We start from the raw sequence: 22903 nt of genomic DNA on the forward strand, positions 1-22903 counted from the left end.
GCGATTAGTTTACTTTATCCTCAATCGGATGTCTTTCTACTAAAGGGGCATTTTCCTGATCCGGCGCTTGTTGTGCGCGTTCAATCAATGGCTGAGGGATAGAACGTTTGATTTCCACCCCAAGCTGTTTGAAGCTTTCCGCCTGACGAATCGCGTTACCACGCCCAGTCACCAGCTTATTCATCGCCCCTTGGTAGCTCTGATTGGCTTTATCCAGCGCGCCGCCTAGCCCTTCCATGTCTTCTACGAACAAACGCAGCTTATCGTACAACTTGCTAGCACGTTCGGCGATCAGCTGCGCATTTTGATTCTGCCGCTCGTTGCGCCATAAGTTATCAATGGTGCGCAGCGCCACCAGCAAAGTGGTGGGGCTCACCAAAATAATGTTCTGCTCCATCGCGTCGTTGACCAAGCTTGGGTCGGCTTGAATCGCGACTTGAAACGCGGGTTCAACCGGAATAAACATCAGCACGTAATCGAGGCTCTGAATGCCTTTGAGTTGATGGTAATCTTTCTGCCCTAGCCCACGAATATGGTTACGAAGCGCAAGTAAGTGCTCACGTAATGCGCTATCTCGCTCACTATCGGTTTCCGCATGGAAGTAACGCTCATACGCGACCAAAGCCATTTTCGAGTCGATCACTACCTGTTTGTTTTGCGGCAAATGGACAATCACATCTGGCTGATAACGCTTACCCGCTTCGTTTTGTAAGCTGACTTGAGTTTGGTATTCATGCCCTTCGCGCAGCCCAGATTCCGCTAGCACACGCGCCAACACCACTTCGCCCCAGTTGCCTTGCTGCTTGTTATCCCCTTTCAGCGCTTGAGTCAGGTTGACCGCTTCTTTGGCCATCTGCTCATTAAGGCGCTGCAAGTTACGCAGTTCATGCACTAAGGTGTGACGCTCTTTGGCTTCGTGGTTAAAGCTATCATTGACCTGTTTTTTAAAACCTTCGAGCTGCTCTTTAAGTGGTGTGAGCAAACCTTCCAAACTCTGGCGGTTTTGCACATCGACCGTGGCGGTTTTGTGCTCAAACACCTGATTGGCTAAATGCTCAAATTGCTGCTTTAGGCGCTCTTCGGCTCGTTCAAGCAGCTGCAATTTTTCTTGGCTCGCCACCAACTGCTGCTGATGACGCGCTTCTTGTTCACGCAATTGGCTTTCTAACTCGGCTTTCGCGGCGCGCACTTGGTTTAGCTCATCGGCATACTGCTGGCGCTCTTGTTTCACCGCCTCAAAGTAACGCAGCTTTTCCAGCACTGCCATTAACTTGCCGTGTGATTGCTTGAGTTCAAATTCGTTTTTGTCACGTAACGCATCCAGCTCATCCAACTCTTGCTGCGCGGTAGTGAGCTGCTCATTAAGCTGCTGAATTTGCTGCGCATGCCAGTGGCTCTGCTGCTCAAGTTGTTGCTCAAGCAATTGGGTTTTCAGTTGGTAGCGCTGCTTGACCCACCAGCCGATCGCCACCCCAGTGGCGCCTGCACTCACTAACGCCGACCACAATGCGCTTTGATTTTCAAAAATCCATTGCATGTTGAACACTTACTGTGATTTATCTCGATCAAAATGGTATTTCGGCACTGGATAAATGTCCAGTTTGTTGCGCGTTTATTCTCCCCTAGACTAGCGAAAAACAAGGATAAGAGAGTTTCAGGATGAATGAAAAACGCGCGTTGAGTTTGGGCTTGGCTTCGGTGCTGTTGTGGTCAACGGTCGCGACTGCCTTTAAATTGACGCTGGCCGAGTTAAACCCGCTGCAAATGGTGACCGTGGCGAGCATTGTCTCCGCACTCGCGTTACTGGTGATTTGTGCTGCGATGGACAAGCTTAAGCTGATCGTCCCCACTTTACTGGCAAATCCGTTTTACTACCTGTTGCTTGGATTGATTAACCCACTCGCCTATTACCTGATTTTGTTTAAAGCCTATTCGCTGCTACCCGCTTCACAAGCGCAAGCCATCAACTACAGTTGGGCGATTACTCTCACCTTGATGGCGGCACTGTTTCTCGGCCAACGCATTCGTAAACAAGATTGGATCGCCTGTGCAATGAGTTATCTCGGTGTGGTGGTGATCGCCACAAAAGGCGATCTGCTCGGCCTGCAATTTGAAAGTCCACTCGGGGTTGGTCTCGCCCTGCTGTCGACTCTGCTGTGGGCGGGATATTGGATTCTCAACACCAAAAATAAAGCTGATCCGATCGTTGGGGTGTTACTCGGCTTTCTGCTGGCAATCCCGTTTGCACTGGCGCTGTGTTGGCACGAAAACCTCAATTGGCAAGGCATCACCACCCAAGGTTGGTTAGCGGTCACTTACGTGGGACTGTTTGAAATGGGCATTACGTTTGTACTCTGGCTCAGCGCACTGAAAAATACCCAGAACACCGCACGCATCAGTAACCTGATTTTTGCTTCGCCTTTTATTTCGCTGTTTCTACTCGCGACCATCATTGGCGAAGCGATCCACCCAACCACTTTGATCGGTTTAGTGCTGATTATTGCGGGACTTGTGGTTCAGCAGTGGCAAGGCCGTAAAGCGCAACCTAGCGAAGCAAAACTTAACCCCTAAACCCACTGGCCGGCGACGTAGCCACTCGACCAAGCCCATTGGAAGTTATAGCCGCCGAGCCAGCCAGTCACATCCATCACTTCACCGATAAAGAATAAGCCTTTGACGGTTTTGCACTCCATGGTTTTGGATGAGAGGCAATCGGTATCCACGCCACCAAGCGTCACCTCTGCGGTGCGATAGCCTTCGGTACCGTTTGGCACAATCGACCACTGCTCTAAACGGGTTTGCACCGCGTCGAGCTCTTTGGGGGAATACTGTTTCAGCGGTTTATCGGCAAACAGTTGGCGTTCAATCAGCACTTCAACCAGCCGCTTGGGCAACACTTTCGATAAGGTATTTTTCAAACTCTGGTTCGGGTGCGCTTCTTTTTCACTACTCAACAACTCAGCCAAATCCACGTCGGGGACTAAATTGGTGGTAATGGTTTGTCCTGGCGTCCAATAAGAGGAAATTTGCAGCACCGCGGGGCCAGATAAGCCGCGGTGAGTAAAGAGCAAGGCTTCTTTGAAGGTTTTACCGCATTCTGCGCGCATCTCAACAGGAATCGCCACACCCGATAACGGCGCGAAATCTTCCTTATCTTGCACATGCAACGTAAATGGCACTAAACCTGCGCTGGTACTGATCACGGGCAAGCCAAACTGCTCTGCAATTTTGTAGCCAAACGGCGTGGCACCCAGTTTCGGCATCGATAAACCGCCGGTGGCAACCACCAGCGACGCGCACTCAATCTCACCTATGGTGGTTTGCAGAGTAAAACCTTGCTCGGTGTGGGCTATGGCGCTGATTTCAACTTGATAGCGCTGCTCGATATTCGGTTGGTCACACTCGCTGAGTAGCATGTCTACAATCTCTTTGGCCGAATCAAGACAAAACAGCTGACCGTGATCGCGCTCTTCAAAGGCAATACCGTATTTGCTGACCAGCGAGATAAAATCCCAGTTGGTGTATTGCGACAGCGCCGATTTCACAAAGTGTGGGTTTTGGCACAAGTAGTTCGCCGCCGAGACATCGTAATTGGTGAAATTACAGCGTCCACCACCGGAAATCAGAATTTTTCGCCCCGGTTTTTTAGCATGATCGAGCAGCAATACCTGACGGCCGTGTCGCGCCGCCTGTGCTGCGCACATCAATCCCGCCGCACCTGCGCCAATAATTACCACATCGACTGTTTTGCTCATCACTGCCACCTAATCGCATAAAAAAAGGATGTGCTGAGTGCACATCCTTACTCACTTGGGCGGCTATTCTAACGGCAAATCGCTACTCTGCCAACGCAATGCACGTGTTGGCAAACCGCATTCGAAAAGCTCTCCGGCGCACTAAAGCATAAACGCGACGACAGTGGTGAGCACCAACAGTGAACCCGATAAAATGAACAGCTCACGTACCCGATCGCACTTACCAGTAAACACAGGATCATGATGGTGGTGATACTCACGACTTTTCAGGTAATGGTATAAACGCACCTGCTTAGTCACATTGCCATGGGTGGTGAAAAAGCCGCGCCCATCGACTTGTTGATAAAGGAGCGGGTGAGCTTCACGCATGATGTAAATAAGCGAGCGCAGCGCTGTCACATAACGTGCTACATTAATCGCAGTCACGAGCATAAGCGCAAATAGAATGGTATCTCCACTGATCATCTTTTCCTCCCTACATCTTGTGTTGAGAATGCCCAGAGAAAAAGACGATCGCTTCAGTTTGTCTTTTTGCTGATCTTACTCAGCAGGGGCATCCATGACAGAAGATGAGCCTTTTTTTGCCAATGCAGCTAGATCTTTATCGATAAAGAACAACGCCTTACCATCTTCACCGACCAGCTCTAGCTTATCTAAAATCCCTTTAAACAACTTCTCTTCTTCGTGCTGTTCAGCCACGTACCACTGAAGGAAGTTAAATGTTGAGTAGTCTTGGGAGGTGAACGCCACATGAGCCAGTTTATTAATCTGTTGCGTGATCTTCTGTTCATGTTGGTACGTCTCACGAAACACTTCACCCAGTGAAGCAAAATCGTGGCGTGGCGCAGCGATCGCACCAAGGATTGGCAATGCACCGGTTTCACTCACATAAGTGAACAGACGCTGCATGTGCTGCATTTCTTCTACCGCGTGAGCGCGTAAAAACTCTGCAGCTCCGTCAAATCCTTTGTCTTCACACCAAGCACTCATTTGTAAGTATAGATTGGATGAAAAAAATTCGAGGTTAATTTGCTCATTGAGATGTTCTACCATCGCTTGCGACAACATAAAAAACTCCTGATTCACTCTAACTATTTGAACGCACTATAGCATGTTCGGTAGTTATTGTAGTCATCACCTAACCCATCGCCATCAAACTGAGATCGCTGCGACAAAAAAATCGCCACTCCAGTGCTACGCTGTGTTTAGTCACCCGAATAGGAGTCAGTACAATGAGTTATCAACATCTTTTGGTTGCGGTCGACCTGTCTGAAGACAGCAAACTGCTGGTTGAAAAAGCGGTGGCTCTGGCCAAACCTCTCAATGCGGAAGTCTCATTTATTCATATCGACGTGAACTACGCCGAGCTGTACACGGGCCTTATCGACATTAATTTGGCCGAAACGCAACATCACGCGATGGAAGCTTCACAAAAGCAACTGCAGGATTTGGCGCAGCATGCCAATTACCCCATCAAGCATACCTTGGTCGGTAGCGGCGATTTAACCAATGAGCTGTGCGAAACCATCAGCGAGTTTAACGTGGATTTACTGGTGTGTGGCCATCACCAAGATTTCTGGAGCAAACTGCTCTCTTCCACACGGCAACTGATCAACAGCTCGCCAGTGGATATGTTAGTCATTCCACTCAACGACTGACGAACAGAAAATACTCAGGTAGACTGCTGATTTCCATTCACTCATTCAATAGCGTTATGGTTTATCTTTCAGCAGTCACCCTGTTATGGGCATTTTCATTTAGCCTGATCGGCGTTTATCTCGCTGGTCAGGTTGATTCTTGGTTTGCCGTTTGGATGCGAGTGGCTCTCGCGAGTTTAGTCTTCATTCCCTTTCTGCGTTTCAAAGGTGTACCGCGCGCCCTGATTGCCAAATTAATGGCGATTGGCGGCGTTCAGCTTGGCTTGATGTACTGTTTCTACTATCAGTCTTTCTTGCTGCTCTCGGTTCCCGAAGTCTTACTGTTTACCGTTTTTACCCCGATTTATGTCACGCTGATTTACGATTTTCTTAAAGGGCGTTTCTCGCCTTGGTATTTAGTGACCGCTTTTATCGCTGTGCTCGGTGCCGTGTTCATTAAATTCGCTGGCATTAATGAACACTTCGTGACCGGTTTTCTTGTCGTGCAGGGAGCCAACCTCTGCTTTGCGATTGGCCAAGTCGGCTACAAATATGTGATGGAACAAGAGTCTACCGAATTGCCCCAACACACGGTATTTGGCTATTTCTATCTAGGCGCTTTGCTGGTGGCCAGCGTTGCTTTTCTGCTGCTGGGTAATCCGGAAAAGCTCCCGACGACCTCAGTGCAATGGAGCATCTTGGTCTATTTGGGACTGATTGCTTCTGGGCTTGGTTACTTTGCTTGGAACAAAGGCGCCTGCATGGTCAACGCGGGAGCGTTAGCCATCATGAATAACGCTTTGGTACCCGCAGGCTTGGTGGTAAATATTCTGATTTGGAACCGCGAAGTCGATTTGGTGCGCTTATCGCTAGGTGGTGCGATTATTCTTGGCTCGCTGTGGATTAATGAAACTTGGGTGAAACGCCGAGTAGAAAGGGATTATCAGCGTCAAGGTTTGCTCTAACCGAGATGAAATGACTCATCAAGAGACGCAAAAGCCCATCGGAGATGGGCTTTTTTAGGTCTGCGATAGTTGACACTTCAGCGCAATGATTCAGCTCAATGCATGCTCTGCGCTGTCGCTCTCTCTACCACTGGTGTTGGATGCCTTTGTCCAACTTTGCCTTCTAGCAGTTGCTGCTTTTTCATTAACTTACGCTGCTTTTTAAGCACTTTTTCCAGCTTTTTGTGGAATTTGCGCTGCTTTTTAAGGCTGGCTTTGGGAAGCAGGCTGACCACCCCACTTTCATGAGCAGGAAGTGCCACCACAGTCGCTACGGGCGCCGGAAGACTCATGGCTTGCGGTTTACACAAGCTTTTTTTATCCCCCGCCACGCGCGCACAAGCCCGACACAAAAACTGCGGCTCAGCGACCAGACGCTCAATTTCACTTAGGGAAGTCGCAATCTCATGACGACTGAGTTTGCATAGACGTTTAGCCACAACCACTCCAGCTAAAATACGAATTATTCTCAGACGCAGATATTACGCCCTTCATCCAAAAACACAAGTCAGATTGTGGTGTGCCCTCGCTTCGTGAGCAAAGCGGCTTGATTGGCCAGCGCGCTATTCGCCACTCATCGCGGCAATCACATAAACATCAAACCGGTTTTTCTTGGTTTCCATCGCCATGCTCGGTTTTCGATTACCCAGCCACGGCGCGTAATCAGGCCGCTTAACCACAACCCGTTTTTGCGCCAGTTGCAACGCAGGTTCAAGCAGAGCATCGGCATCATTATCCGCCCCCACCAGAGACTGAAATACGCGCATCTCTTTTTTGACCAAGGCGGTTTTTTTCTTATTTTCGGGGTGTGGATACATGGGGTCGAGGTAGACCACATCGGGCGAAGTAAAATTCGGATCGGAGGCCAATTGCTGCAGTGCATCATGGCTTGAGGCGTGCAGCAGACTGATGCGCTCACTGACCCAGGCACCGATTTCATCATCTTGTTTGGCGCGCTGTAAACCATCTTCCAGTAAGGCGGCAACCACAGGATGTCGTTCTACCATCTGTACCCGACAGCCCAAGGACGCCAACACAAACGCATCACGGCCTAAACCCGCCGTTGCATCTAAAACCACTGGCGTGACGCCTTTATTTAGCCCAGCCGCTTTGGCGATCGATTGCCCTTTACCACCACCAAATTTGCGGCGGTGTGCGACTGCACCTTCTACCCAATCGACGTAAATGGCCCCCAGTTTAGGTTCATCTAATTTGCGTAGCTCAAGGCGCTCTTCGCTGAGTACCAAAGCAAATGGGCTATCATCACTGGCTTGCAGTTGCCAACGCGCAGCAATCTGCTCCAACTCTTGCGCACGTTGAGGCGCTTGGCAAATCAGTTGAATCAACAAGGGAACTCCGAAAACCGAGATAAAACGGCGCTCAGTGTAGCGGATTTTATCGGCAAACCCTACGCTTTCTCTTTGAGTTGCTCGGCAACCCAATCAGCGATCGGTTGTGGGCGGCTGAATAGATAGCCTTGCGCGTAATCCACACCAATCTGCTGCAAAGCCTCAAGTATCTGCTGGTTTTCAACAAACTCCGCCACGGTGCTTTTGCCCATCTGCTTGGTCAATTCATGGATAGAGCGGACCATCAAGCGATCCATCTCATTTTTGTCCATATCACACACAAAAATGCCATCAATTTTGACGATATCGACCGGCAGTTTCTGCAGATAACCGAACGAGGAGAGCCCCGAGCCAAAATCATCCAGAGCCAACACGCAACCTAAGCTTTTGAGCTGAGATAACACTTTGATCGCTTGATTGAGATTGCGCATCGCAGCCGTTTCGGTGATTTCAAAACAGACTTTACTGCATGGAATGCGGCTATCGCGCAATCTTTCGAGCAGAAAGGCCACAAAATCTGGATTGCCAATCGAGTTACCCGATAGGTTAATCGAAACGCGCCCCAGTTTATCTAACACTTGCGGACGCGCTTCCAACCAGTTAAAGGTCTGCTCGACAATTTTCCGATCCAGACGGTGCGCCAAATTATAACGCTCAGAGGCGGGAACGAAAATGCCCGGTGAAACGTACTCCCCTGCGGCGTTTTTAATTCGCACTAAGACTTCGAAATGAAGCAACACATCGGGTTGATTGAGCGGCACAATGCGCTGAGCAAATAGCTCAATTCGCTCATTGGCGAGCGCATCGTGCACTAGATTCACCGACTCCATTTCCAATTGGCGCCGGCGCAAATCCTCATCATCCTGTCGATAGAGGTTGAAGCGATTGCGTCCTTCCTCTTTGGCGGCATGGCACGCCGTATCCGCTTGTGCATGCACCATTTGTGGTGATGTCGCAGTATGGTCAATCATACGGATCCCGATCGAACAGGTCAGATTAAAGCGAATATGCTCCCAGACAAACGCCACTTCACTGAGCGCATGGATAATACTTTGCGCCACCAACACTGCATCACGCTCGGTGCAATCACGCAGTAATACGGAAAACTCATCGCCGCCCATACGCGCCAAGGTGGCTTTAAAGGGCAACACATCTTCCAGCATGCTCGCACAGAACTGAATCGCGCCATCGCCTGCATCATGGCCCGCGGTATCGTTGAGCACTTTAAGCTGATCGAGATCGAGATACAGCATGGCGTGGGTGCGTAATTGACTGTCGGTTTCTTTCAGCGCCTTGGCCAGTTCTAGCTCAAACTGGTTTCGGTTTAGAGTGTGGGTCAATAAATCATAGCGAGCTTGATACGCCAGTTGGTCGGCAAGCTGGCGGGTTTCGGTAATGTCTTCCCCAACGATTAACAGCGTGCCCGTTTCGACCAGCGGACGAATGTTCTCCCGTACCCACACCGTTTCACCGGAGTGATGGCGATAACACACTTCTCGCCGCCAAACAGAAGAAGCATGGCGGCTCGGTAGCAGTAGCATCTGCCTTGGTGTCAGTACCTCTTCATCTTGATAAAAATCGCGGATATGGTGCCCAAGCATGACATCGGCGGGATAACCCAGCAGCTGTTCAGCAAAATGATTCACTTGTTGAATGTGGTTACGCTCATCCAAGGTTAGCATCATCACTGGCTGCTGATCGTAATAATGGCGAAGGCTGGCTTCACGCTGAAAGAGTTTATCTTCGGTAATTTTTCGCCAAGTAATGTCTTGTGCTTCAAGCAGAATTTGCGACTCTTCGCGAGTCGGTAGCGGCTTAAACTGACACTCCAGCACGATGGCTCCAAGCTCAGGATGCCAAATTTCGGCGTTAAACTGGCGAGTTTGCGGCACTGACTCAGAGAAATAGTTCTGAATGTGTTCGACCGCTGAATCCTCCCAACCTTTGTGCTGCCAGATCGGTCTTAGCAAACTTTCACCATGTCGATACAGCAGTCCCTGTAACTTGCCATTGCAGGAAATAATCCGACCTTCTAAGTCAAAGATACCGATGTAGTGTGTGCTTTGATCAAAGATCGACTCCAGTAATTTTTGGTTGGTGCGTAAGCGTTGAATATAGTGGTACTGGCGCACTGTTAAGATGCTTAAAACCATGATGGCGACAAGCGCCACAATCCACAACATGGCGTTTGCTGCAAGCTCGCTGTCCCATGGCACGCGACTCGTTCCTAGATTGTCTAACGGTTGGCTCGATAAGGTTGGTTCTTGCGCGACTAGGTTGGCCGTCCAAAAGCAGCCCAACCCAACAGCAAGAGGCAGCGCATATTTGTTGTACCAGTGTCGCAATCGGCTCAAGTCAGACTCCAAGGTTAAACAATCGTTTTAATGGTGGTAAAGTAAGCACACTTTAATTTCATGTCGGCATGACTGTCAGGAAAGACAATGCAAACCACCACCAAACTCGATGAATTGGATCGCGCCATCCTGAAAATTCTAATGGACGATGCTCGCACGCCTTACGCAGAAATGGCCAAACAGTTTAATGTTAGTCCAGCTACGATTCACGTGCGAATAGAGAAGATGAAAGCGGCCGATATTATCCAAGGCACCGAAGTGGTCGTAAATACCAAAAAGCTCGGTTATGACGTCTGTTGTTTTATTGGGATTAATTTGAATGCCGCGCGTGATTACCATTCAGCGCTCGCCAAACTGAATGCACTGGATGAAGTGGTTGAAGCTTATTACACCACCGGAGCTTATAACATTTTCGTCAAGCTGATGTGCCGCTCGATTGAAGAACTGCAGCATGTATTGATCGACAAACTGCAAGCCATCGATGAAGTACAATCCACCGAAACGCTGATTTCCCTGCAAAACCCGATCAGCCGTAACGTTAATCCTTAACGGTATAACGGATCGCTGAGTATCACTAAGCCTTGTCATTGACTTATCGTGGTACACGAACAAGGCGATATAGGGAATGAGCGTTCGATTAGCGTTTTTGTAAGTAATTCAGAAGCTCTTCCGCAGAGATGCCCTGTTTAGCGAGTTCTTTAGCCATGGTTTCGACTTGCTCGCCCTTGCGTGACTCGATCACTTGCTGGAACTGGTAAACCAGATCGCGTAGCACGGTCAGTGGCACTTGCTTGGCCGCACTGCGAATACGTTCACTGCTTTGATTGCCTAATTCATTAAGCAACTTGCCATACATCACCTTTTCTGGAGATTCATCAAGTTGTTCCAGAATGCGAGCCATTTCATAGGTGGTTAGAGACATGGTGTTTTGGATTCCAAACGGTTAGTCAGTATCGAAGAGGCAAACAATATACACAGGATGCACGCTGAGTAAAATAGCCTCAGCGTGAATTTATCTTGTTCTATCAACACTCAGAGACACTGGCGTGCCAACGAAAACCAAGCGGTGAGAATAAAATGAGTAACGCAGGTGCCGCTAGCCACATGGTCAAACCGATCAGTAGTTGCGGCTCAGGCATAATGCGTTGCAACGTACCGACCAATAGCCCAGAACCACTCATCTGGAATAGTCCGAGCAATGCCGCCGCCGTACCGGCTTTATCGCCAAACGGAGCTAACGCTTTACCGGCGGCTGCGCCCAGTATCCATGCAAAACCAATCGATGATAAAAACACTGGCAACATGAACGCCAGTGCGCTTGCCTGATTACGCAGCACCAGCATTAGACTGCCAGCGATCATTAACGTAGTAATGCCAATGATCAAAGACCAACGAGTACCCAATTTATCCATCACTTTGGGGGCCGTCATGCAGGCAATGATATTGATCACCGCATTAACGCCAAACCAGAAGGTGAATTCATTCATGCTGAGCTGTAAACGCTCCATGAGAATCACTGGCGCGGAGGTCACGTAAGCGAGAATCACCGCCATCGCCAGCAGACACAGCGATGCGTGGAAGAGGAAGGTCGGCGCTTTTAATACGGCGGCATAACGAGAGAGCTTAAAGACGGCAGGTCGACTGCCCATGTACGGATTACTCTCCTGCAGACGTAGAGCCATGGCTAACCCTACCAGCAGCGCAAATCCGGTCATAAAACTGAAGTTTGCTCGCCAACCGAATTGCTGAGTTAACCAACTGCCCAGAATCGGCGCGAGTGCCGGAATAAAACAGATCGCTCCATTGAGGTAACTGATCATCTTACCGCTGCGTTGCGGCCCAAATAAATCGCGAACTGTTGCAAAAGCTGCTACGGAAGTCGCACACGCTCCTAAGCCTTGTAGCAACCGAGCCATTAACATCCATTCAATACTTTGAGCACTCCACGCCAATAAAGCGCTCAAGGCATAAATGCTAATGCCCCCTAATGCAACAGTTCGTCGACCATACTTATCTGCTAATGGGCCAGCAAATAACTGCCCGACGCCCATCGCAAACAAAAACCAGGTAATCGTATCTTGTGCTAAAGCGTGTTCCACGTGAAACGCTTGTGATATTTGAGGCAATGCCGGTAGATAAATATCGATCGCCAATGGGCTAAATAGAACGAGTAGTGTCAGTAGCACCATTTGCTGCTTACTGACCTGAGATGGCATTGCTTGTTTCACTTCACACTCCGACTGAATTTTAAAGATCGGTGCATGATACGTGGCTCAAGATATGCTAAACAGTGGTATATCGTCATTGCTGTTATTCTATTTTGGAAAAACTCATGCAAATTGAAAAATTGGCCCGTATCGATCTCAATCTACTGGTCTGTTTAAAAGTATTGATTGAAGAGTTAAGCGTCACGCGCGCGGCTGCACGTTTATGTCTGAGCCAATCGGCCGTGAGTAAATCCTTAGCCAAGCTACGCGAGCAGTTTGACGACCCGTTGTTTGTTCGCACGTCTTATGGACTGAATGCGACCCCGAAGGCGCTCTTCTTAAAACCCAAACTGGATGTGTTGGTGAATCAGCTTGAGCTACTAACTCAGCCCGCACATTTCTCCCCCCAATCCAGCGAATATCGCTTTCAGATCGCGGCGGTCGAAAGTGTTTATCCATTGATCATGCCCTACTTTTTACCGACGATTTTTCGCCACGGTCCTCATCTGAGCATCAGCACCCATGCATGGACTGAACAAACCTTCCGTAAATTACAAGTTGGCGAACTGGATTTCGGTCTGACTGGTAAAGACATTGATATCAATGATGCGAAGTTGACCTTATTGCCTCCTGCTGACATTTGTGAACAAGAGATCTACCGCGATAATCAGCGCTGTGTGGTGCGCCGCGGCCACCCGGTACTTCAGTATGATTGGAATTTATCCAGCTATCTCAACCTCCGTCATGTACAAGTGCGCTGTGATGGAAATGATCGCTGGCTGCTGGATTATCGATTAGCCGATCTCGGCTATGAGCGCGACATTGCGATTACCGTACCAGACTTCAATAGTGCAGCCAGTTTGTGCACCTATACGGACTTTATTTTTACCGCACCGAGCCACTTTACTCACTGGGTCGCCAAGCAGATGGATCTGGTTGAATTACCATTACCGATGGAGTTTCCACCTATGGCATACACACTATTTTGGCATCGTGAACGAGAGAATGACCCTGCGCTGCGCTGGTTACGAGAACTGATACAAACCAATACGCTTCATTTACGCTGAGTTGATAGTCGGATATTTGCGCAGCGTACACAAAAAGAGTAGCTTATTCGCTCTCGTCCACTTGCTGTATGTGGTTCGTATAATCCATACACAAGAGATAACAAGGACTGTTTAGAAAAAGGATCACTTCAGATGTCAAACCTACACTCTCAACGCCTCGCGGATTTTCGCCACTGGCTACACACCCAGCAACTTGATGCCTTCATTGTTCCTCATGAAGATGAATATCTTGGGGAATACGTTCCTGAGCATAATGAGCGCTTACACTGGTTAACTGGGTTTACAGGTTCCGCGGGAGCCGCCATCGTTACCCTCTCCGGCGCAGCGATTTTTGTTGATGGCCGCTATACCGTTCAAGTCCGCAAACAAGTGTCTAGTGAGCTATTCGAATATTGCCACTTGATCGAACAACCTTATTTAAACTGGCTCGTCACTCAACTGCCCGCAGGAGCGAAAGTGGGTTACGATCCTCGCATGCACCGTGGTAGCTGGCTAACACAGGCACAAAAACAGCTCGCAGGAAAAATTAACTTGTGTGCAGTCAGCAGTAACCCGATTGATTTACTCTGGCAGGATCGTCCAGTTCCCGCAGCCTCTGAAATGCGCTTAATACCTCTTGATCGTGTTGGACAAAGCAGCCTTGAAAAGCGTCAATCGATCGCCAGCACTCTGCGCGACAAAAACGCCGATTGCGTCGTGTTGACCGAACTAGATTCTATCGCATGGCTACTCAATATCCGCGGTTTAGATGTATCTCGCTTACCCGTGTTGCTTTCTCACGCCATTGTCCATAACGACAGCAGTGTGGATTTCTTTTTCGATCCGGCGCGCTTGGCAACCGATTTTGATGCCCATGTAGCAGGTACGGTTCGCGTGCATCATCCGGATCAGCTTGAAGCTCAACTGCATCAACTCTCTGGTCGCCGCGTCATGCTCGATTCTGCGACCAGCAATGCATGGTTCACACTCACCTTACAAAATGCGGGCGCTGAACTGCTCAACGAAGCGGATCCATGCCTCCTGCCGAAAGCGGCAAAAAATAACACGGAAATTGCAGGCATGCGTGCCTGTCATATTCGCGATGGTGCAGCTATGGTGCAATTTCTCGCTTGGCTGGACAATGAAGTGGCTAATGGTCGCCTGCATAATGAGGCCGAGCTGGCGGATCGACTTGAAGCCTTCCGTCGCCAAGACCCAACCTTGGTTGACTTGAGTTTTGATACGATTTCAGCAGCTGGTACAAACGCCGCTATGTGCCACTACAACCACCAAAATCAGCCTGAGCCGGGTCAGCTTTCTATGGATAGCCTGTATTTAGTCGATTCTGGTGGCCAGTACCTTGATGGAACCACAGACATTACTCGTACGGTGGCCATTGGCCAGGTCAGCGCAGAGATGAAGCAACAATTCACCTTAGTACTCAAAGGTCACATTGCCTTGGCTCGCGCTCGCTTCCCGAAAGGCACAACAGGTTCACAACTTGATGTTTTGGCCAGACAGCACTTATGGGCACAAGGTTACGACTACGATCATGGTACTGGCCATGGTGTCGGCCATTTCTTAAGTGTACATGAAGGGCCACAGCGTATCGCGAAGGTTCACAATAGTGTGGCTTTGCGCCCCGGAATGGTGCTTTCCAATGAGCCGGGTTATTACCGTGCCGATGCGTTCGGCATTCGAATCGAGAACTTAGAGCTGGTCACCGAGTTTGCAACTCAGGGCGATTTCTCTGTACTTGGTTTTGAATCATTGACTCGTTGCCCTATCGATAAACGTGCGATTGAGGTGAATTTGCTGACTAAGCCGGAACTCCATTGGCTCAATCAGTATCATCAAAAAGTGTGGGATGAAGTGAGTCCGCTTATCAAAGAGGCTCACGTCCGTGAGTGGTTGCAACAAGCCACCTCACCCTTGAGTCACGTATAAACTGGCTGGTTATCCGCATAGAATAGAAAAGAAAACCGTCGTATGGCGGTTTTCTTTTTGTTGCTGCTATTTGTTTTGTCGCTATCGTGGATGGGATTTAGCCTCGAGAAATCGCAGTTCTACTCCAAGTTTCAACCCAGAAAAGGCTCTATCCGAATCTCAAATGCCGTTTTTGTAAAATACAAGCTTTGGGTTTCACGTGAAACATTAATTTGAGTGAAACATTAGCCTGAATAGGCTCGATGCCAGTCATGCCATACCACTTGTAAACCTTGCTCCATTAACGCGCTACTCACCTCTGCGGCAGAACGCTCATCACTTACCGCAAACTGCTCTAACTCAACCTTAGGGTCTGAATACCCTCCCGGCTGAGTTTTAGACGCTGCAGACATTGAGGTAATCCCGAGCTTAGCCACTTGATCACGAAACATCGGTGACTCGCGGGTAGACAAAGAAAGCTCAACCTCGCTATTGAACAGACGAAATGCACAAATCAACTGCACAAGTTGTCGATCCGTCATCACTGATTTCGGCTGTAAAGCGCCCTCACACGGGCGTAAACGCGGAAAAGAAATTGAGTAGCGCGTCTTCCAATATTGTCGCTCAAGATAATCCAGATGCGCCGCAACAAAAATGCTGTCAGTTCGCCAGTCCTCAAGCCCAATCAGCGCGCCAATACCAATTTTATCGATGCCCGCTCTAGCCAACCTATCGGGTGTTTCGAGTCGATACCAAAAATCGGTTTTCTTGCCTCGCAAATGATGCTGCGCATAAGTCGAAGGATGGTACGTTTCTTGGTAAACCATCACCGCATCCAACCCGAGCCCAATTAACTCGGCATACTCTTCTTGCTGCAACGGCTGAACTTCCATCGCAACATAATGAAAAGCTTGCTTGATGATAGGCAGTGCCCGACGGAAGTATTCGATACCCACTTTGGTTTCATGCTCTCCGGTCACCAGCAAAACGCTATCAAAACCCATTCGTTTAATCGCCGCGATCTCTCGTTCAATCTCCACTTCATTCAGTGTTTTACGCTTGATTCGGTTATCCATTGAAAAACCGCAATAGGTACAGGAATTCGAACAGAGATTAGAGAGGTAGAGCGGAATGTACATCGACATGGTATTGCCAAAACGTTGACGAGTGGCCTGATAAGCCATTTGCGCCATTGTTTCCAGATAAGGCTCTGCTGAAGGTGAAATCAGCGCTTTGAAATCGTCTAACGTCCGTTTAGGTGAAGATAAAGCGCGTTCAACATCCCGCGCTGTCTTACCATAAATCGATAGCCGACTGTCATCCCAGCCTAATTGTTGGAAGTGGGTAATGAAGCTCATGATACAAAATCCAAAAATCCAGTTAATGGACTTGATGCCGTCGCCATTTTTACTCGTGATGGCAAGCCGGATTCATAAGCCATTCGCCCAGCTTCGACCGCTAGCTTAAAGGCTTTTGCCATAGCGATGGGGTCATGCGCCGCGGCAATAGCGGTATTCACTAACACAGCGTCGGCGCCAAGCTCCATCGCTTGCGCAGCATCGGATGGCGACCCAATCCCCGCATCGACAATGACCGGCACCTTGGCTTGGTCAATGATGATTTCAAGAAAGGTTTTCGACGCCAAGCCTTGATTGCTGCCAATCGGTGAACCGAGGGGCATAACCGCAGCGCAGCCAACCTCTTCCAATCTTTTGCACAAGACAGGGTCAGCATGACAATACGGCAACACAATAAAACCTTGCTTCACCAATTGTTCTGCCGCAAGCAGGGTTTCGATGGGATCGGGCATTAGATATTTGGGATCAGGATGAATCTCCAACTTAAGCCAGTTCGTGGCTAAGGCTTCTCGGGCTAGCTCGGCGGCATACACCGCATCAGCAGCATTTTTGGCTCCAGATGTGTTAGGTAAGAGATTCATCTGCATACTGAGTAGCGGCGCAAGAATGTCATCGTCGCGCTGAGCCAAATCAATCCGCTTTAACGCCATGGTCACCAACTCTGAACCTGAGGCGGCCAATGCTTCAGCCATGACATGGCGATTAGAGAATTTTCCAGTCCCAGTAAACAGTCTGGATTGAAACGTTTTATCTGCAATCTTGAGCATCTGATTTAGCCTCCTGCTATCGCTTGGAAAAGGGAAATCTCATCCCCTGAATTAAGCTTGGTGTGTTGCCATTCACTTCTTGGGACAACCTGCCCATTGAGACTGAAGACGCAACCTTGGTTAGGCAGGCTGAGCTGCGCATGTAAATGGAATAATGAGCTAGAAATATCAGTCTGGATAGCTTGCTGATTCAAGTAGATAGTCATTAGCACGGTTGCGGCTCCTTCGGTTGTGCAGGTGACGATACGCTGCAAACTGGGCAAACCTTATCTGGATGAAGCTGTAAGCTCTGCCAGTTCATAGATTTACCGTCAAAGCGCAGTAATTGGTTAGCAGGAAAATGGGCGCTCCCCATCAGAGCATGCAGTGCGATTAAGGCTTGTCCGTTACCAATCATACCGACAACAGGGCCAATAACGCCTCGGTCACTGCAGCGTTGGCGCTCTGCCATATCCGGTACGACACACTGATAGCAAGGTGTAGATTGGCGATAGTCAAACGCCATGAGATGCCCTTCCCACCCAATGACGGCACCGCTGATGAGTGGCCGCTGCGCTGCATAACAGGCTCGATTAATTGCGTGGCGGGTTGGAAGGTTATCACTACAATCCAACACCAAATCCACTTGGTTGATTTCTAAGTTCAGGATCAGCTCATCTACTTCCCGAGCAATCACCCGCACTCGTACTTCTGAATTGAGTTCACGCAAGTGCCGAGCAAGAAGCTCGGCTTTATTGTGACCAATTTGTGCCTCGTGATAGCAAATCTGACGGTGTAAGTTGTGTAACTCCAGCCTATCACTATCCGCGATAATCACTTGTCCAACACCTGCACCAACCAAGTAAGGGGCCACCACATTACCAAGCCCCCCGCAGCCAACTATCAACACACGTGAATTAAGCAGTTTTTGCTGCCCTTCCTCTCCAAGCTCAGCAAGGCTGATCTGCCTTTGATAGCGAAGAAACTGTTTATCTGTGAGCATCCGCTACCTCCATAGCCAAGTAACTGAGTGGCTCGCATGACTCGCTGGCTGGCATCAACTTGTACTCCGCATCTACAAAATCGGCAAAAGCAGAACTCAACGCTTGTACTGCAAGGCTAGGATCCGGTGACTCGGTAATAGCCCGCACCACTGCAACCGCCGTGACGCCACAATCGAGAACATCGCGAATGTTTCTGCAATCAATACCACCAATCGCCACCGTTGGAATGCCATGTTGTCCTTGGTGAGGCATTTGATTAACCAACCGCTGATAGGCGGCCAATCGCACTAGCCCTTGTGGTTTTGATGGCATCTGTTTAGTGGTCGTGGGAAAAATGTGCCCAAGGGCGATGTAGCTAGGCTGTATTCCTGCGGCTATCAGTAACTCATAATAACCATGCGTCGAAAGCCCCAATCGAATACCTGCATCTAATAGCTCGGTTAAATTCGCACTCGTCAAATCCTCTTGACCAAGGTGCACACCATAAGCCTGATGCTTAATGGCTAATTGCCAATGATCATTTATAAAAACCTGTGCGTTGAATTCACGACCTAACGCGATGGCTCGGATAATCTGTGCTTCCAAATCACCCTGCTTAGGATCTTTAATTCGCAGCTGAACCGTTCTAACACCGAGCTTCAGAAGATGCTCAATCCAATTCACATCATCCACTACGGGATAGAGATTAAATTTTGCTTTATCAATCGTTGGAAATGCTCTGGTGGTTAGAAATACTTGGGTAGATAGAGAGCGAATGTTAGATTGCACTGCAGGGAAACGCTCGAATTGCGTTGGCCATGTTTCACGTGAAACGCTATCCCCTTGAGTGATTGCCGCTCTTGCAATGCACAAACCATCTCCAATCGAAAAATCTAAGGTCAACGTAGCTAAAACCCAAGCAAGATGCTGATTTACCTTACTATTTAATCGATGGTTCTCTGATGGATAAACAATAAGTTGCTCTGCAGCATGCCCATACTGCCACTTATCCAGCGTAAAACCATATTCATCATGAAGACCTACAGTCACCGTGCAGCGAGCGTTACACATCATTGCCTCGGGTAACACTCGGTTTTCAGACACATAGTCTAGGTAGTAGTCGCAAGGCTCAAAACCCTCCTTTTGAGAGCACAAACTACTGCCAATTCGCAAAGACTCTTCACTCTTCTCTAAAATAAACTGAGCCTCAGAGCCCACATCCAAACGGATATGCTGAATAGCGACCCCTTGTTCCTTGGCTTGCAACAGTGCGTATTGCACGTGACCGATTAAGGCTGATAGGTGACGTGGAAAAACCAAACGTACCATGACTTACTCCTCGATCGGCTCTTTCACCAAAGGATGATAGAGTTCAGCACCTGAGGCTAAAAACTCACGAGACTTATCTTGCATCGCCAGCTGTATAGATTCTGCAGGCATAACCAAGTCAATGACGGTGGTGTCTAATGTCTGGTTATTTGCGTAATCCCTGACCTCTTGCGAGATCTTCATCGAGCAGAATTTGGGGCCACACATAGAGCAAAAGTGCGCGACTTTGCCCGATTCCTGCGGTAGGGTCTCATCATGGAAAGCGCGTGCTGTGACGGGATCAAGCGCAAGATTGAACTGGTCTTCCCAACGAAACTCAAAACGTGCTTTTGATAATGCATTATCACGAATTTGCGCTCCCGGATGCCCTTTCGCCAAATCTGCTGCATGAGCCGCTAACTTATAAGTAATCAATCCTGTTTTGACATCTTCTTTGTTTGGCAGCCCCAAATGTTCTTTAGGTGTGACATAGCAGAGCATGGCGCAGCCAAACCAACCAATCATGGCCGCACCGATACCGGAGGTAATGTGATCATAACCCGGGGCAATATCGGTAGTTAATGGACCAAGGGTATAGAATGGCGCCTCATGACAATGCTTAAGCTGCTCATCCATATTGGCTTTAATTAAGTGCATAGGTACATGACCCGGCCCTTCAATCATGACCTGCACATCATATTCCCAAGCTATTTGGGTTAGCTCACCAAGGGTACGTAACTCAGCAAATTGCGCTTCATCGTTAGCATCAGCAATCGAGCCAGGACGAAGTCCATCCCCTAGAGATAGAGCCACATCATATTGCGCACAAATCTCACAGATTTCGCGAAAATGGGTATAAAGGAAATTCTCTTGATGGTGAGAAAGACACCATTTCGCAATAATCGAGCCGCCACGAGAAACGATGCCCGTTACGCGCTTGGCTGTCATCGGCACATAACGCAATAGCAAGCCCGCATGAATTGTAAAATAGTCCACACCTTGCTCAGCTTGCTCTAGTAAGGTATCGCGCATCACTTCCCATGTGAGGTTTTCTGCTACACCATTCACTTTTTCCAGCGCCTGATACATAGGTACAGTACCAATTGGCACGGGGCTATTACGTAAGATCCACTCGCGGGTTTCATGGATATTTCGCCCTGTCGACAGATCCATCACAGTATCTGCGCCCCAGCGGGTCGCCCAAACTAACTTCTCGACTTCTTCTTCAATAGAAGAGCTAACAGAAGAGTTACCGATATTGGCATTCACCTTAACCAAGAAATTGCGGCCAATAATCATGGGTTCAGATTCAGGATGATTAATATTGCATGGGATGATGGCGCGCCCTTCTGCAATCTCACGACGCACAAACTCAGGAGTAATCAGATCGGGTAAATGAGCACCAAAATTCTGCCCAGCATGCTGCTGAAGTAGACTTGGATCTTGATGAGCAAGACGACGAGAGTTTTCACGGATCGCCACAAACTCCATTTCCGGCGTAATGATTCCCTGCCGTGCGTAATGTAACTGAGTGACTCGATGCTGGCCCATCGCTCGGCGAATTCGCGGTAAATGGCCATAACGCAGTTCATCTAGAGTTTCATCCGCTAAGCGTTCACGGGCGAAATGAGAGCTCATACTAGGCAGAATGTGCGTATCTCGACGCTCTTCAATCCACTCCTCTCTGAGCTTAGGAAGCCCCTTGTAGAGATCAATATCATGTGAAGGGTCAGTATAGACGCCAGATGTGTCATACACACAGATAGGCTCATTGGGCTCAAAGATGGGTGCATCTTTACTGCCACCGACCAAAGTATCGCTGAGAGTAATTTCTCTGACAGGCACCCGAATATCAGGGCGAGAGCCTAATAGGTAAGATTTTTGAGAGTTAGGATAGGGTTCAACAGAAAGGGTATCAATAAAGCGCTTGGCTTCCAGTCTTGCTTGTTTACGGTTCGACATAGCATTTCCTTTTTAATAAGAGGGAGAAATGCTTGACGGAAAGATGCTATGAGAGATGAGTCGACAGGTAAGTACGCTATTAATAACAATAGGTCACCTAAGAGAGTCTTCTCTTGTTCCCTTCGCAGGTATTAACCTGATCAGGTTCAACGGATCCCGAATAAACGGTCTCAGCCCAATGGCACTCCGACAAGTGGAAGCATTATAGATAAAGCTTATTCGTTAACCAAGTAAAATGGCTGTTTCATTGATCAACTTTTCATTAACCAGTGAAAACCAATCCACGCAGCAGAAATACTTAAAATGACATTCAACAGTACATTCGCCCCCATTTTAAAAAAAGCGCCCTGCTGCATTAAAAGCACGTTATCCATAGAAAACGTCGAGAAAGTCGTTAATGCTCCGAGAAAACCAAGGCCAATCACTTGTTTCCATGGGTAAGGGCTTAACCACTCATTTTCAACACAAGCGATCAAAACCCCCATAATAAATGACCCCACCACATTAACGGTCAGTGTTCCAATCGGGAAACCACGCCCAAATAAAGTGACGCATATTTCGGACACTAAGAAACGAGCGCAAGCACCAACCGCGCCGCCTAAAGCAATAAAACCCAATATCGCGAATGACATGCCGATTCCTTTATCTACCAACTAAGAGGGTATTCTAAACACTCCTCGGTATAAAGCGCAAAACTTCAACGAAATAATAGATTGAGCAAAAACAATGTGGCGGATTGCCGTTAACAATAAGGAGAAAAATAGAAAAGTTACATGCGTCACTTAATCACAAAAACTCTTAGGACGAGATTAATTAAATGGCAGATAAAGAAAAACCTCAGCATTTCTGCTGAGCTTCGATATATGGCAGGGGTGGAGAGATTCGAACTCCCAACACGCGGATTTGGAATCCGCTGCTCTGCCAATTGGAGCTACACCCCTGTAGTTTTTTGAGCTTAAGCTCGAATAAGTGGCGGAGCGGACGGGACTCGAACCCGCGACCCCCGGCGTGACAGGCCGGTATTCTAACCGACTGAACTACCGCTCCGCTGTCTGGTTAGACGTTTCGTCTACTTTTTTTGCCTTTAGATTTTTCTTAAAAATCTAAAAACAACAAGTTAAAGCCTGGCGATGTTCTACTCTCACATGGGGAGACCCCACACTACCATCGACGCTGTTTCGTTTCACTTCTGAGTTCGGGATGGAATCAGGTGGGTCCAAAACGCTATGGTCGCCAAGCAAATTCTGTTTTTGATTTCACTTTTTCTT

At 48.5% G+C, this 22903-nt stretch carries 22 protein-coding genes, 2 tRNA genes, 1 rRNA gene and 1 riboswitch; of the genes, 6 read left to right on the plus strand and 19 right to left on the minus strand.

All coding sequences use genetic code 11. The annotated features are described in order from the left end of the window. Positions 1 to 4 precede the first annotated feature (4 nt). Positions 5 to 1537: a DNA recombination protein RmuC gene (rmuC, locus tag T411_RS0111390; RefSeq protein WP_001198579.1), complete on the minus strand. Its 1533-nt coding sequence runs from the start codon at positions 1535 to 1537 to the stop codon at positions 5 to 7. A 122-nt stretch (positions 1538 to 1659) separates the two neighbouring features. On the opposite strand from rmuC, the gene T411_RS0111395 reads away from it, so the two are divergent. Further along, positions 1660 to 2571, plus strand: coding sequence for a DMT family transporter (locus tag T411_RS0111395; RefSeq protein ID WP_001003303.1), 912 nt, complete (start codon positions 1660 to 1662; stop codon positions 2569 to 2571). Here the strand turns inward: T411_RS0111395 and T411_RS0111400 are convergent. The 3 genes from T411_RS0111400 to ftnA form a co-directional block, all read right to left on the minus strand. Further along, on the minus strand, positions 2568 to 3755 hold the full coding sequence (locus T411_RS0111400) for a BaiN/RdsA family NAD(P)/FAD-dependent oxidoreductase (RefSeq protein WP_000047952.1): 1188 nt from the start codon (positions 3753 to 3755) through the stop codon (positions 2568 to 2570). The two genes, T411_RS0111395 and T411_RS0111400, sit on opposite strands and share 4 nt — an antisense overlap. Positions 3756 to 3896: 141 nt before the next feature. After that, a complete protein-coding gene (uspB, locus tag T411_RS0111405; RefSeq protein ID WP_000623073.1) occupies positions 3897 to 4220 on the minus strand; it encodes a universal stress protein UspB in 324 nt (107 codons plus the stop codon). Between the two features lie 75 nt (positions 4221 to 4295). Next, positions 4296 to 4823, minus strand: coding sequence for a non-heme ferritin (gene ftnA / locus T411_RS0111410; RefSeq protein WP_000951035.1), 528 nt, complete (start codon positions 4821 to 4823; stop codon positions 4296 to 4298). A gap of 164 nt (positions 4824 to 4987) precedes the next feature. Here ftnA and uspA point away from each other — a divergent pair, with 164 nt between their 5' ends. Then, the gene (gene uspA / locus T411_RS0111415) at positions 4988 to 5413 is read left to right on the plus strand and encodes a universal stress protein UspA (protein WP_000121736.1); all 426 of its coding nucleotides are present in this window, start codon (positions 4988 to 4990) and stop codon (positions 5411 to 5413) included. A 56-nt stretch (positions 5414 to 5469) separates the two neighbouring features. Further along, the gene (locus tag T411_RS0111420) at positions 5470 to 6357 is read left to right on the plus strand and encodes a carboxylate/amino acid/amine transporter (RefSeq protein WP_000262779.1); all 888 of its coding nucleotides are present in this window, start codon (positions 5470 to 5472) and stop codon (positions 6355 to 6357) included. A gap of 95 nt (positions 6358 to 6452) precedes the next feature. Here T411_RS0111420 and T411_RS0111425 read toward each other — a convergent pair whose 3' ends face one another. The 3 genes from T411_RS0111425 to T411_RS0111435 all read right to left on the minus strand — a co-directional run bounded on the left by T411_RS0111425 (position 6453) and on the right by T411_RS0111435 (position 9961). Next, positions 6453 to 6836, minus strand: coding sequence for a hypothetical protein (locus T411_RS0111425; RefSeq protein ID WP_001129197.1), 384 nt, complete (start codon positions 6834 to 6836; stop codon positions 6453 to 6455). 123 nt (positions 6837 to 6959) lie between these two features. Next, the gene (locus T411_RS0111430) at positions 6960 to 7745 is read right to left on the minus strand and encodes a class I SAM-dependent methyltransferase (RefSeq protein WP_000908213.1); all 786 of its coding nucleotides are present in this window, start codon (positions 7743 to 7745) and stop codon (positions 6960 to 6962) included. A gap of 59 nt (positions 7746 to 7804) precedes the next feature. Continuing rightward, complete coding sequence (locus T411_RS0111435; RefSeq protein WP_001911260.1) at positions 7805 to 9961, minus strand: sensor domain-containing protein; 2157 nt, start codon at positions 9959 to 9961, stop codon at positions 7805 to 7807. Between the two features lie 225 nt (positions 9962 to 10186). On the opposite strand from T411_RS0111435, the gene asnC reads away from it, so the two are divergent. Further along, a complete protein-coding gene (gene asnC / locus T411_RS0111440) occupies positions 10187 to 10648 on the plus strand; it encodes a transcriptional regulator AsnC (protein ID WP_001195187.1) in 462 nt (153 codons plus the stop codon). An 88-nt stretch (positions 10649 to 10736) separates the two neighbouring features. Here asnC and tsrA read toward each other — a convergent pair whose 3' ends face one another. Next, the gene (tsrA, locus tag T411_RS0111445) at positions 10737 to 11021 is read right to left on the minus strand and encodes an H-NS-like global regulator TsrA (RefSeq protein ID WP_000060371.1); all 285 of its coding nucleotides are present in this window, start codon (positions 11019 to 11021) and stop codon (positions 10737 to 10739) included. A 103-nt stretch (positions 11022 to 11124) separates the two neighbouring features. After that, positions 11125 to 12315 carry a multidrug effflux MFS transporter gene (locus T411_RS0111450; protein WP_001140085.1) on the minus strand — a complete coding sequence of 397 codons (1191 nt, stop codon included), beginning with the start codon at positions 12313 to 12315 and terminating at the stop codon, positions 11125 to 11127. A gap of 116 nt (positions 12316 to 12431) precedes the next feature. Here T411_RS0111450 and T411_RS0111455 point away from each other — a divergent pair, with 116 nt between their 5' ends. Further along, positions 12432 to 13373 carry a LysR substrate-binding domain-containing protein gene (locus T411_RS0111455; RefSeq protein ID WP_001165357.1) on the plus strand — a complete coding sequence of 314 codons (942 nt, stop codon included), beginning with the start codon at positions 12432 to 12434 and terminating at the stop codon, positions 13371 to 13373. 132 nt (positions 13374 to 13505) lie between these two features. Next, the gene (locus T411_RS0111460) at positions 13506 to 15299 is read left to right on the plus strand and encodes an aminopeptidase P family protein (protein WP_000067249.1); all 1794 of its coding nucleotides are present in this window, start codon (positions 13506 to 13508) and stop codon (positions 15297 to 15299) included. A gap of 224 nt (positions 15300 to 15523) precedes the next feature. Here T411_RS0111460 and thiH read toward each other — a convergent pair whose 3' ends face one another. The 10 genes from thiH to rrf all read right to left on the minus strand — a co-directional run bounded on the left by thiH (position 15524) and on the right by rrf (position 22873). Continuing rightward, the gene (gene thiH, locus T411_RS0111465) at positions 15524 to 16636 is read right to left on the minus strand and encodes a 2-iminoacetate synthase ThiH (RefSeq protein ID WP_000008477.1); all 1113 of its coding nucleotides are present in this window, start codon (positions 16634 to 16636) and stop codon (positions 15524 to 15526) included. After that, positions 16633 to 17403 (minus strand): thiazole synthase, encoded by a 771-nt coding sequence (locus tag T411_RS0111470; protein ID WP_000912209.1) that lies wholly within the window; start codon positions 17401 to 17403, stop codon positions 16633 to 16635. Before T411_RS0111470 ends, thiH begins: the two co-directional genes overlap by 4 nt. 5 nt (positions 17404 to 17408) lie before the next feature. Beyond that, positions 17409 to 17609 carry a sulfur carrier protein ThiS gene (gene thiS / locus T411_RS0111475; protein ID WP_000158354.1) on the minus strand — a complete coding sequence of 67 codons (201 nt, stop codon included), beginning with the start codon at positions 17607 to 17609 and terminating at the stop codon, positions 17409 to 17411. After that, positions 17609 to 18385: a thiazole biosynthesis adenylyltransferase ThiF gene (thiF, locus tag T411_RS0111480; protein WP_000954514.1), complete on the minus strand. Its 777-nt coding sequence runs from the start codon at positions 18383 to 18385 to the stop codon at positions 17609 to 17611. The genes thiS and thiF overlap by 1 nt, the downstream gene beginning before the upstream one ends. Continuing rightward, complete coding sequence (locus tag T411_RS0111485) at positions 18372 to 19694, minus strand: thiamine phosphate synthase (RefSeq protein ID WP_000251960.1); 1323 nt, start codon at positions 19692 to 19694, stop codon at positions 18372 to 18374. The genes thiF and T411_RS0111485 overlap by 14 nt, the downstream gene beginning before the upstream one ends. 3 nt (positions 19695 to 19697) lie before the next feature. Further along, a complete protein-coding gene (gene thiC / locus T411_RS0111490) occupies positions 19698 to 21635 on the minus strand; it encodes a phosphomethylpyrimidine synthase ThiC (protein WP_000071109.1) in 1938 nt (645 codons plus the stop codon). 100 nt (positions 21636 to 21735) lie between these two features. Further along, positions 21736 to 21834: riboswitch (TPP riboswitch) on the minus strand. Positions 21835 to 21886: 52 nt separating this feature from the next. Continuing rightward, positions 21887 to 22267 (minus strand): fluoride efflux transporter CrcB, encoded by a 381-nt coding sequence (gene crcB, locus T411_RS0111495; RefSeq protein WP_000006444.1) that lies wholly within the window; start codon positions 22265 to 22267, stop codon positions 21887 to 21889. A gap of 232 nt (positions 22268 to 22499) precedes the next feature. Next, positions 22500 to 22576 (minus strand) — tRNA-Trp (locus T411_RS0111500). 29 nt (positions 22577 to 22605) lie between these two features. After that, positions 22606 to 22682: transfer RNA gene (locus T411_RS0111505), tRNA-Asp, on the minus strand. Positions 22683 to 22757: 75 nt separating this feature from the next. After that, positions 22758 to 22873: ribosomal RNA gene (rrf, locus tag T411_RS0111510) — 5S ribosomal RNA — on the minus strand. Positions 22874 to 22903: the final 30 nt, after the last annotated feature.

It is taken from the genome of Vibrio cholerae ATCC 14035, assembly GCF_000621645.1.
Lineage (GTDB): Bacteria > Pseudomonadota > Gammaproteobacteria > Enterobacterales > Vibrionaceae > Vibrio > Vibrio cholerae.

What these genes read in the sequence shown, in the direction of transcription:
- T411_RS0111395 (WP_001003303.1), top strand. Translation starts at nt 1,660, where the DNA reads ATGAATGAAAAACGCGCGTTGAGTTTGGGCTTGGCTTCGGTGCTGTTG.
- rmuC (WP_001198579.1), bottom strand. Translation starts at nt 1,537, where the DNA reads ATGCAATGGATTTTTGAAAATCAAAGCGCATTGTGGTCGGCGTTAGTG.
- T411_RS0111420 (WP_000262779.1), top strand. Translation starts at nt 5,470, where the DNA reads ATGGTTTATCTTTCAGCAGTCACCCTGTTATGGGCATTTTCATTTAGC.
- thiH (WP_000008477.1), bottom strand. Translation starts at nt 16,636, where the DNA reads ATGAGCTTCATTACCCACTTCCAACAATTAGGCTGGGATGACAGTCGG.
- T411_RS0111455 (WP_001165357.1), top strand. Translation starts at nt 12,432, where the DNA reads ATGCAAATTGAAAAATTGGCCCGTATCGATCTCAATCTACTGGTCTGT.
- T411_RS0111485 (WP_000251960.1), bottom strand. Translation starts at nt 19,694, where the DNA reads ATGGTACGTTTGGTTTTTCCACGTCACCTATCAGCCTTAATCGGTCAC.
- asnC (WP_001195187.1), top strand. Translation starts at nt 10,187, where the DNA reads ATGCAAACCACCACCAAACTCGATGAATTGGATCGCGCCATCCTGAAA.
- T411_RS0111400 (WP_000047952.1), bottom strand. Translation starts at nt 3,755, where the DNA reads ATGAGCAAAACAGTCGATGTGGTAATTATTGGCGCAGGTGCGGCGGGA.
- uspA (WP_000121736.1), top strand. Translation starts at nt 4,988, where the DNA reads ATGAGTTATCAACATCTTTTGGTTGCGGTCGACCTGTCTGAAGACAGC.
- thiC (WP_000071109.1), bottom strand. Translation starts at nt 21,635, where the DNA reads ATGTCGAACCGTAAACAAGCAAGACTGGAAGCCAAGCGCTTTATTGAT.
- ftnA (WP_000951035.1), bottom strand. Translation starts at nt 4,823, where the DNA reads ATGTTGTCGCAAGCGATGGTAGAACATCTCAATGAGCAAATTAACCTC.
- T411_RS0111460 (WP_000067249.1), top strand. Translation starts at nt 13,506, where the DNA reads ATGTCAAACCTACACTCTCAACGCCTCGCGGATTTTCGCCACTGGCTA.
- uspB (WP_000623073.1), bottom strand. Translation starts at nt 4,220, where the DNA reads ATGATCAGTGGAGATACCATTCTATTTGCGCTTATGCTCGTGACTGCG.
- T411_RS0111470 (WP_000912209.1), bottom strand. Translation starts at nt 17,403, where the DNA reads ATGCTCAAGATTGCAGATAAAACGTTTCAATCCAGACTGTTTACTGGG.
- thiF (WP_000954514.1), bottom strand. Translation starts at nt 18,385, where the DNA reads ATGCTCACAGATAAACAGTTTCTTCGCTATCAAAGGCAGATCAGCCTT.
- thiS (WP_000158354.1), bottom strand. Translation starts at nt 17,609, where the DNA reads ATGACTATCTACTTGAATCAGCAAGCTATCCAGACTGATATTTCTAGC.
- tsrA (WP_000060371.1), bottom strand. Translation starts at nt 11,021, where the DNA reads ATGTCTCTAACCACCTATGAAATGGCTCGCATTCTGGAACAACTTGAT.
- T411_RS0111450 (WP_001140085.1), bottom strand. Translation starts at nt 12,315, where the DNA reads ATGCCATCTCAGGTCAGTAAGCAGCAAATGGTGCTACTGACACTACTC.
- crcB (WP_000006444.1), bottom strand. Translation starts at nt 22,267, where the DNA reads ATGTCATTCGCGATATTGGGTTTTATTGCTTTAGGCGGCGCGGTTGGT.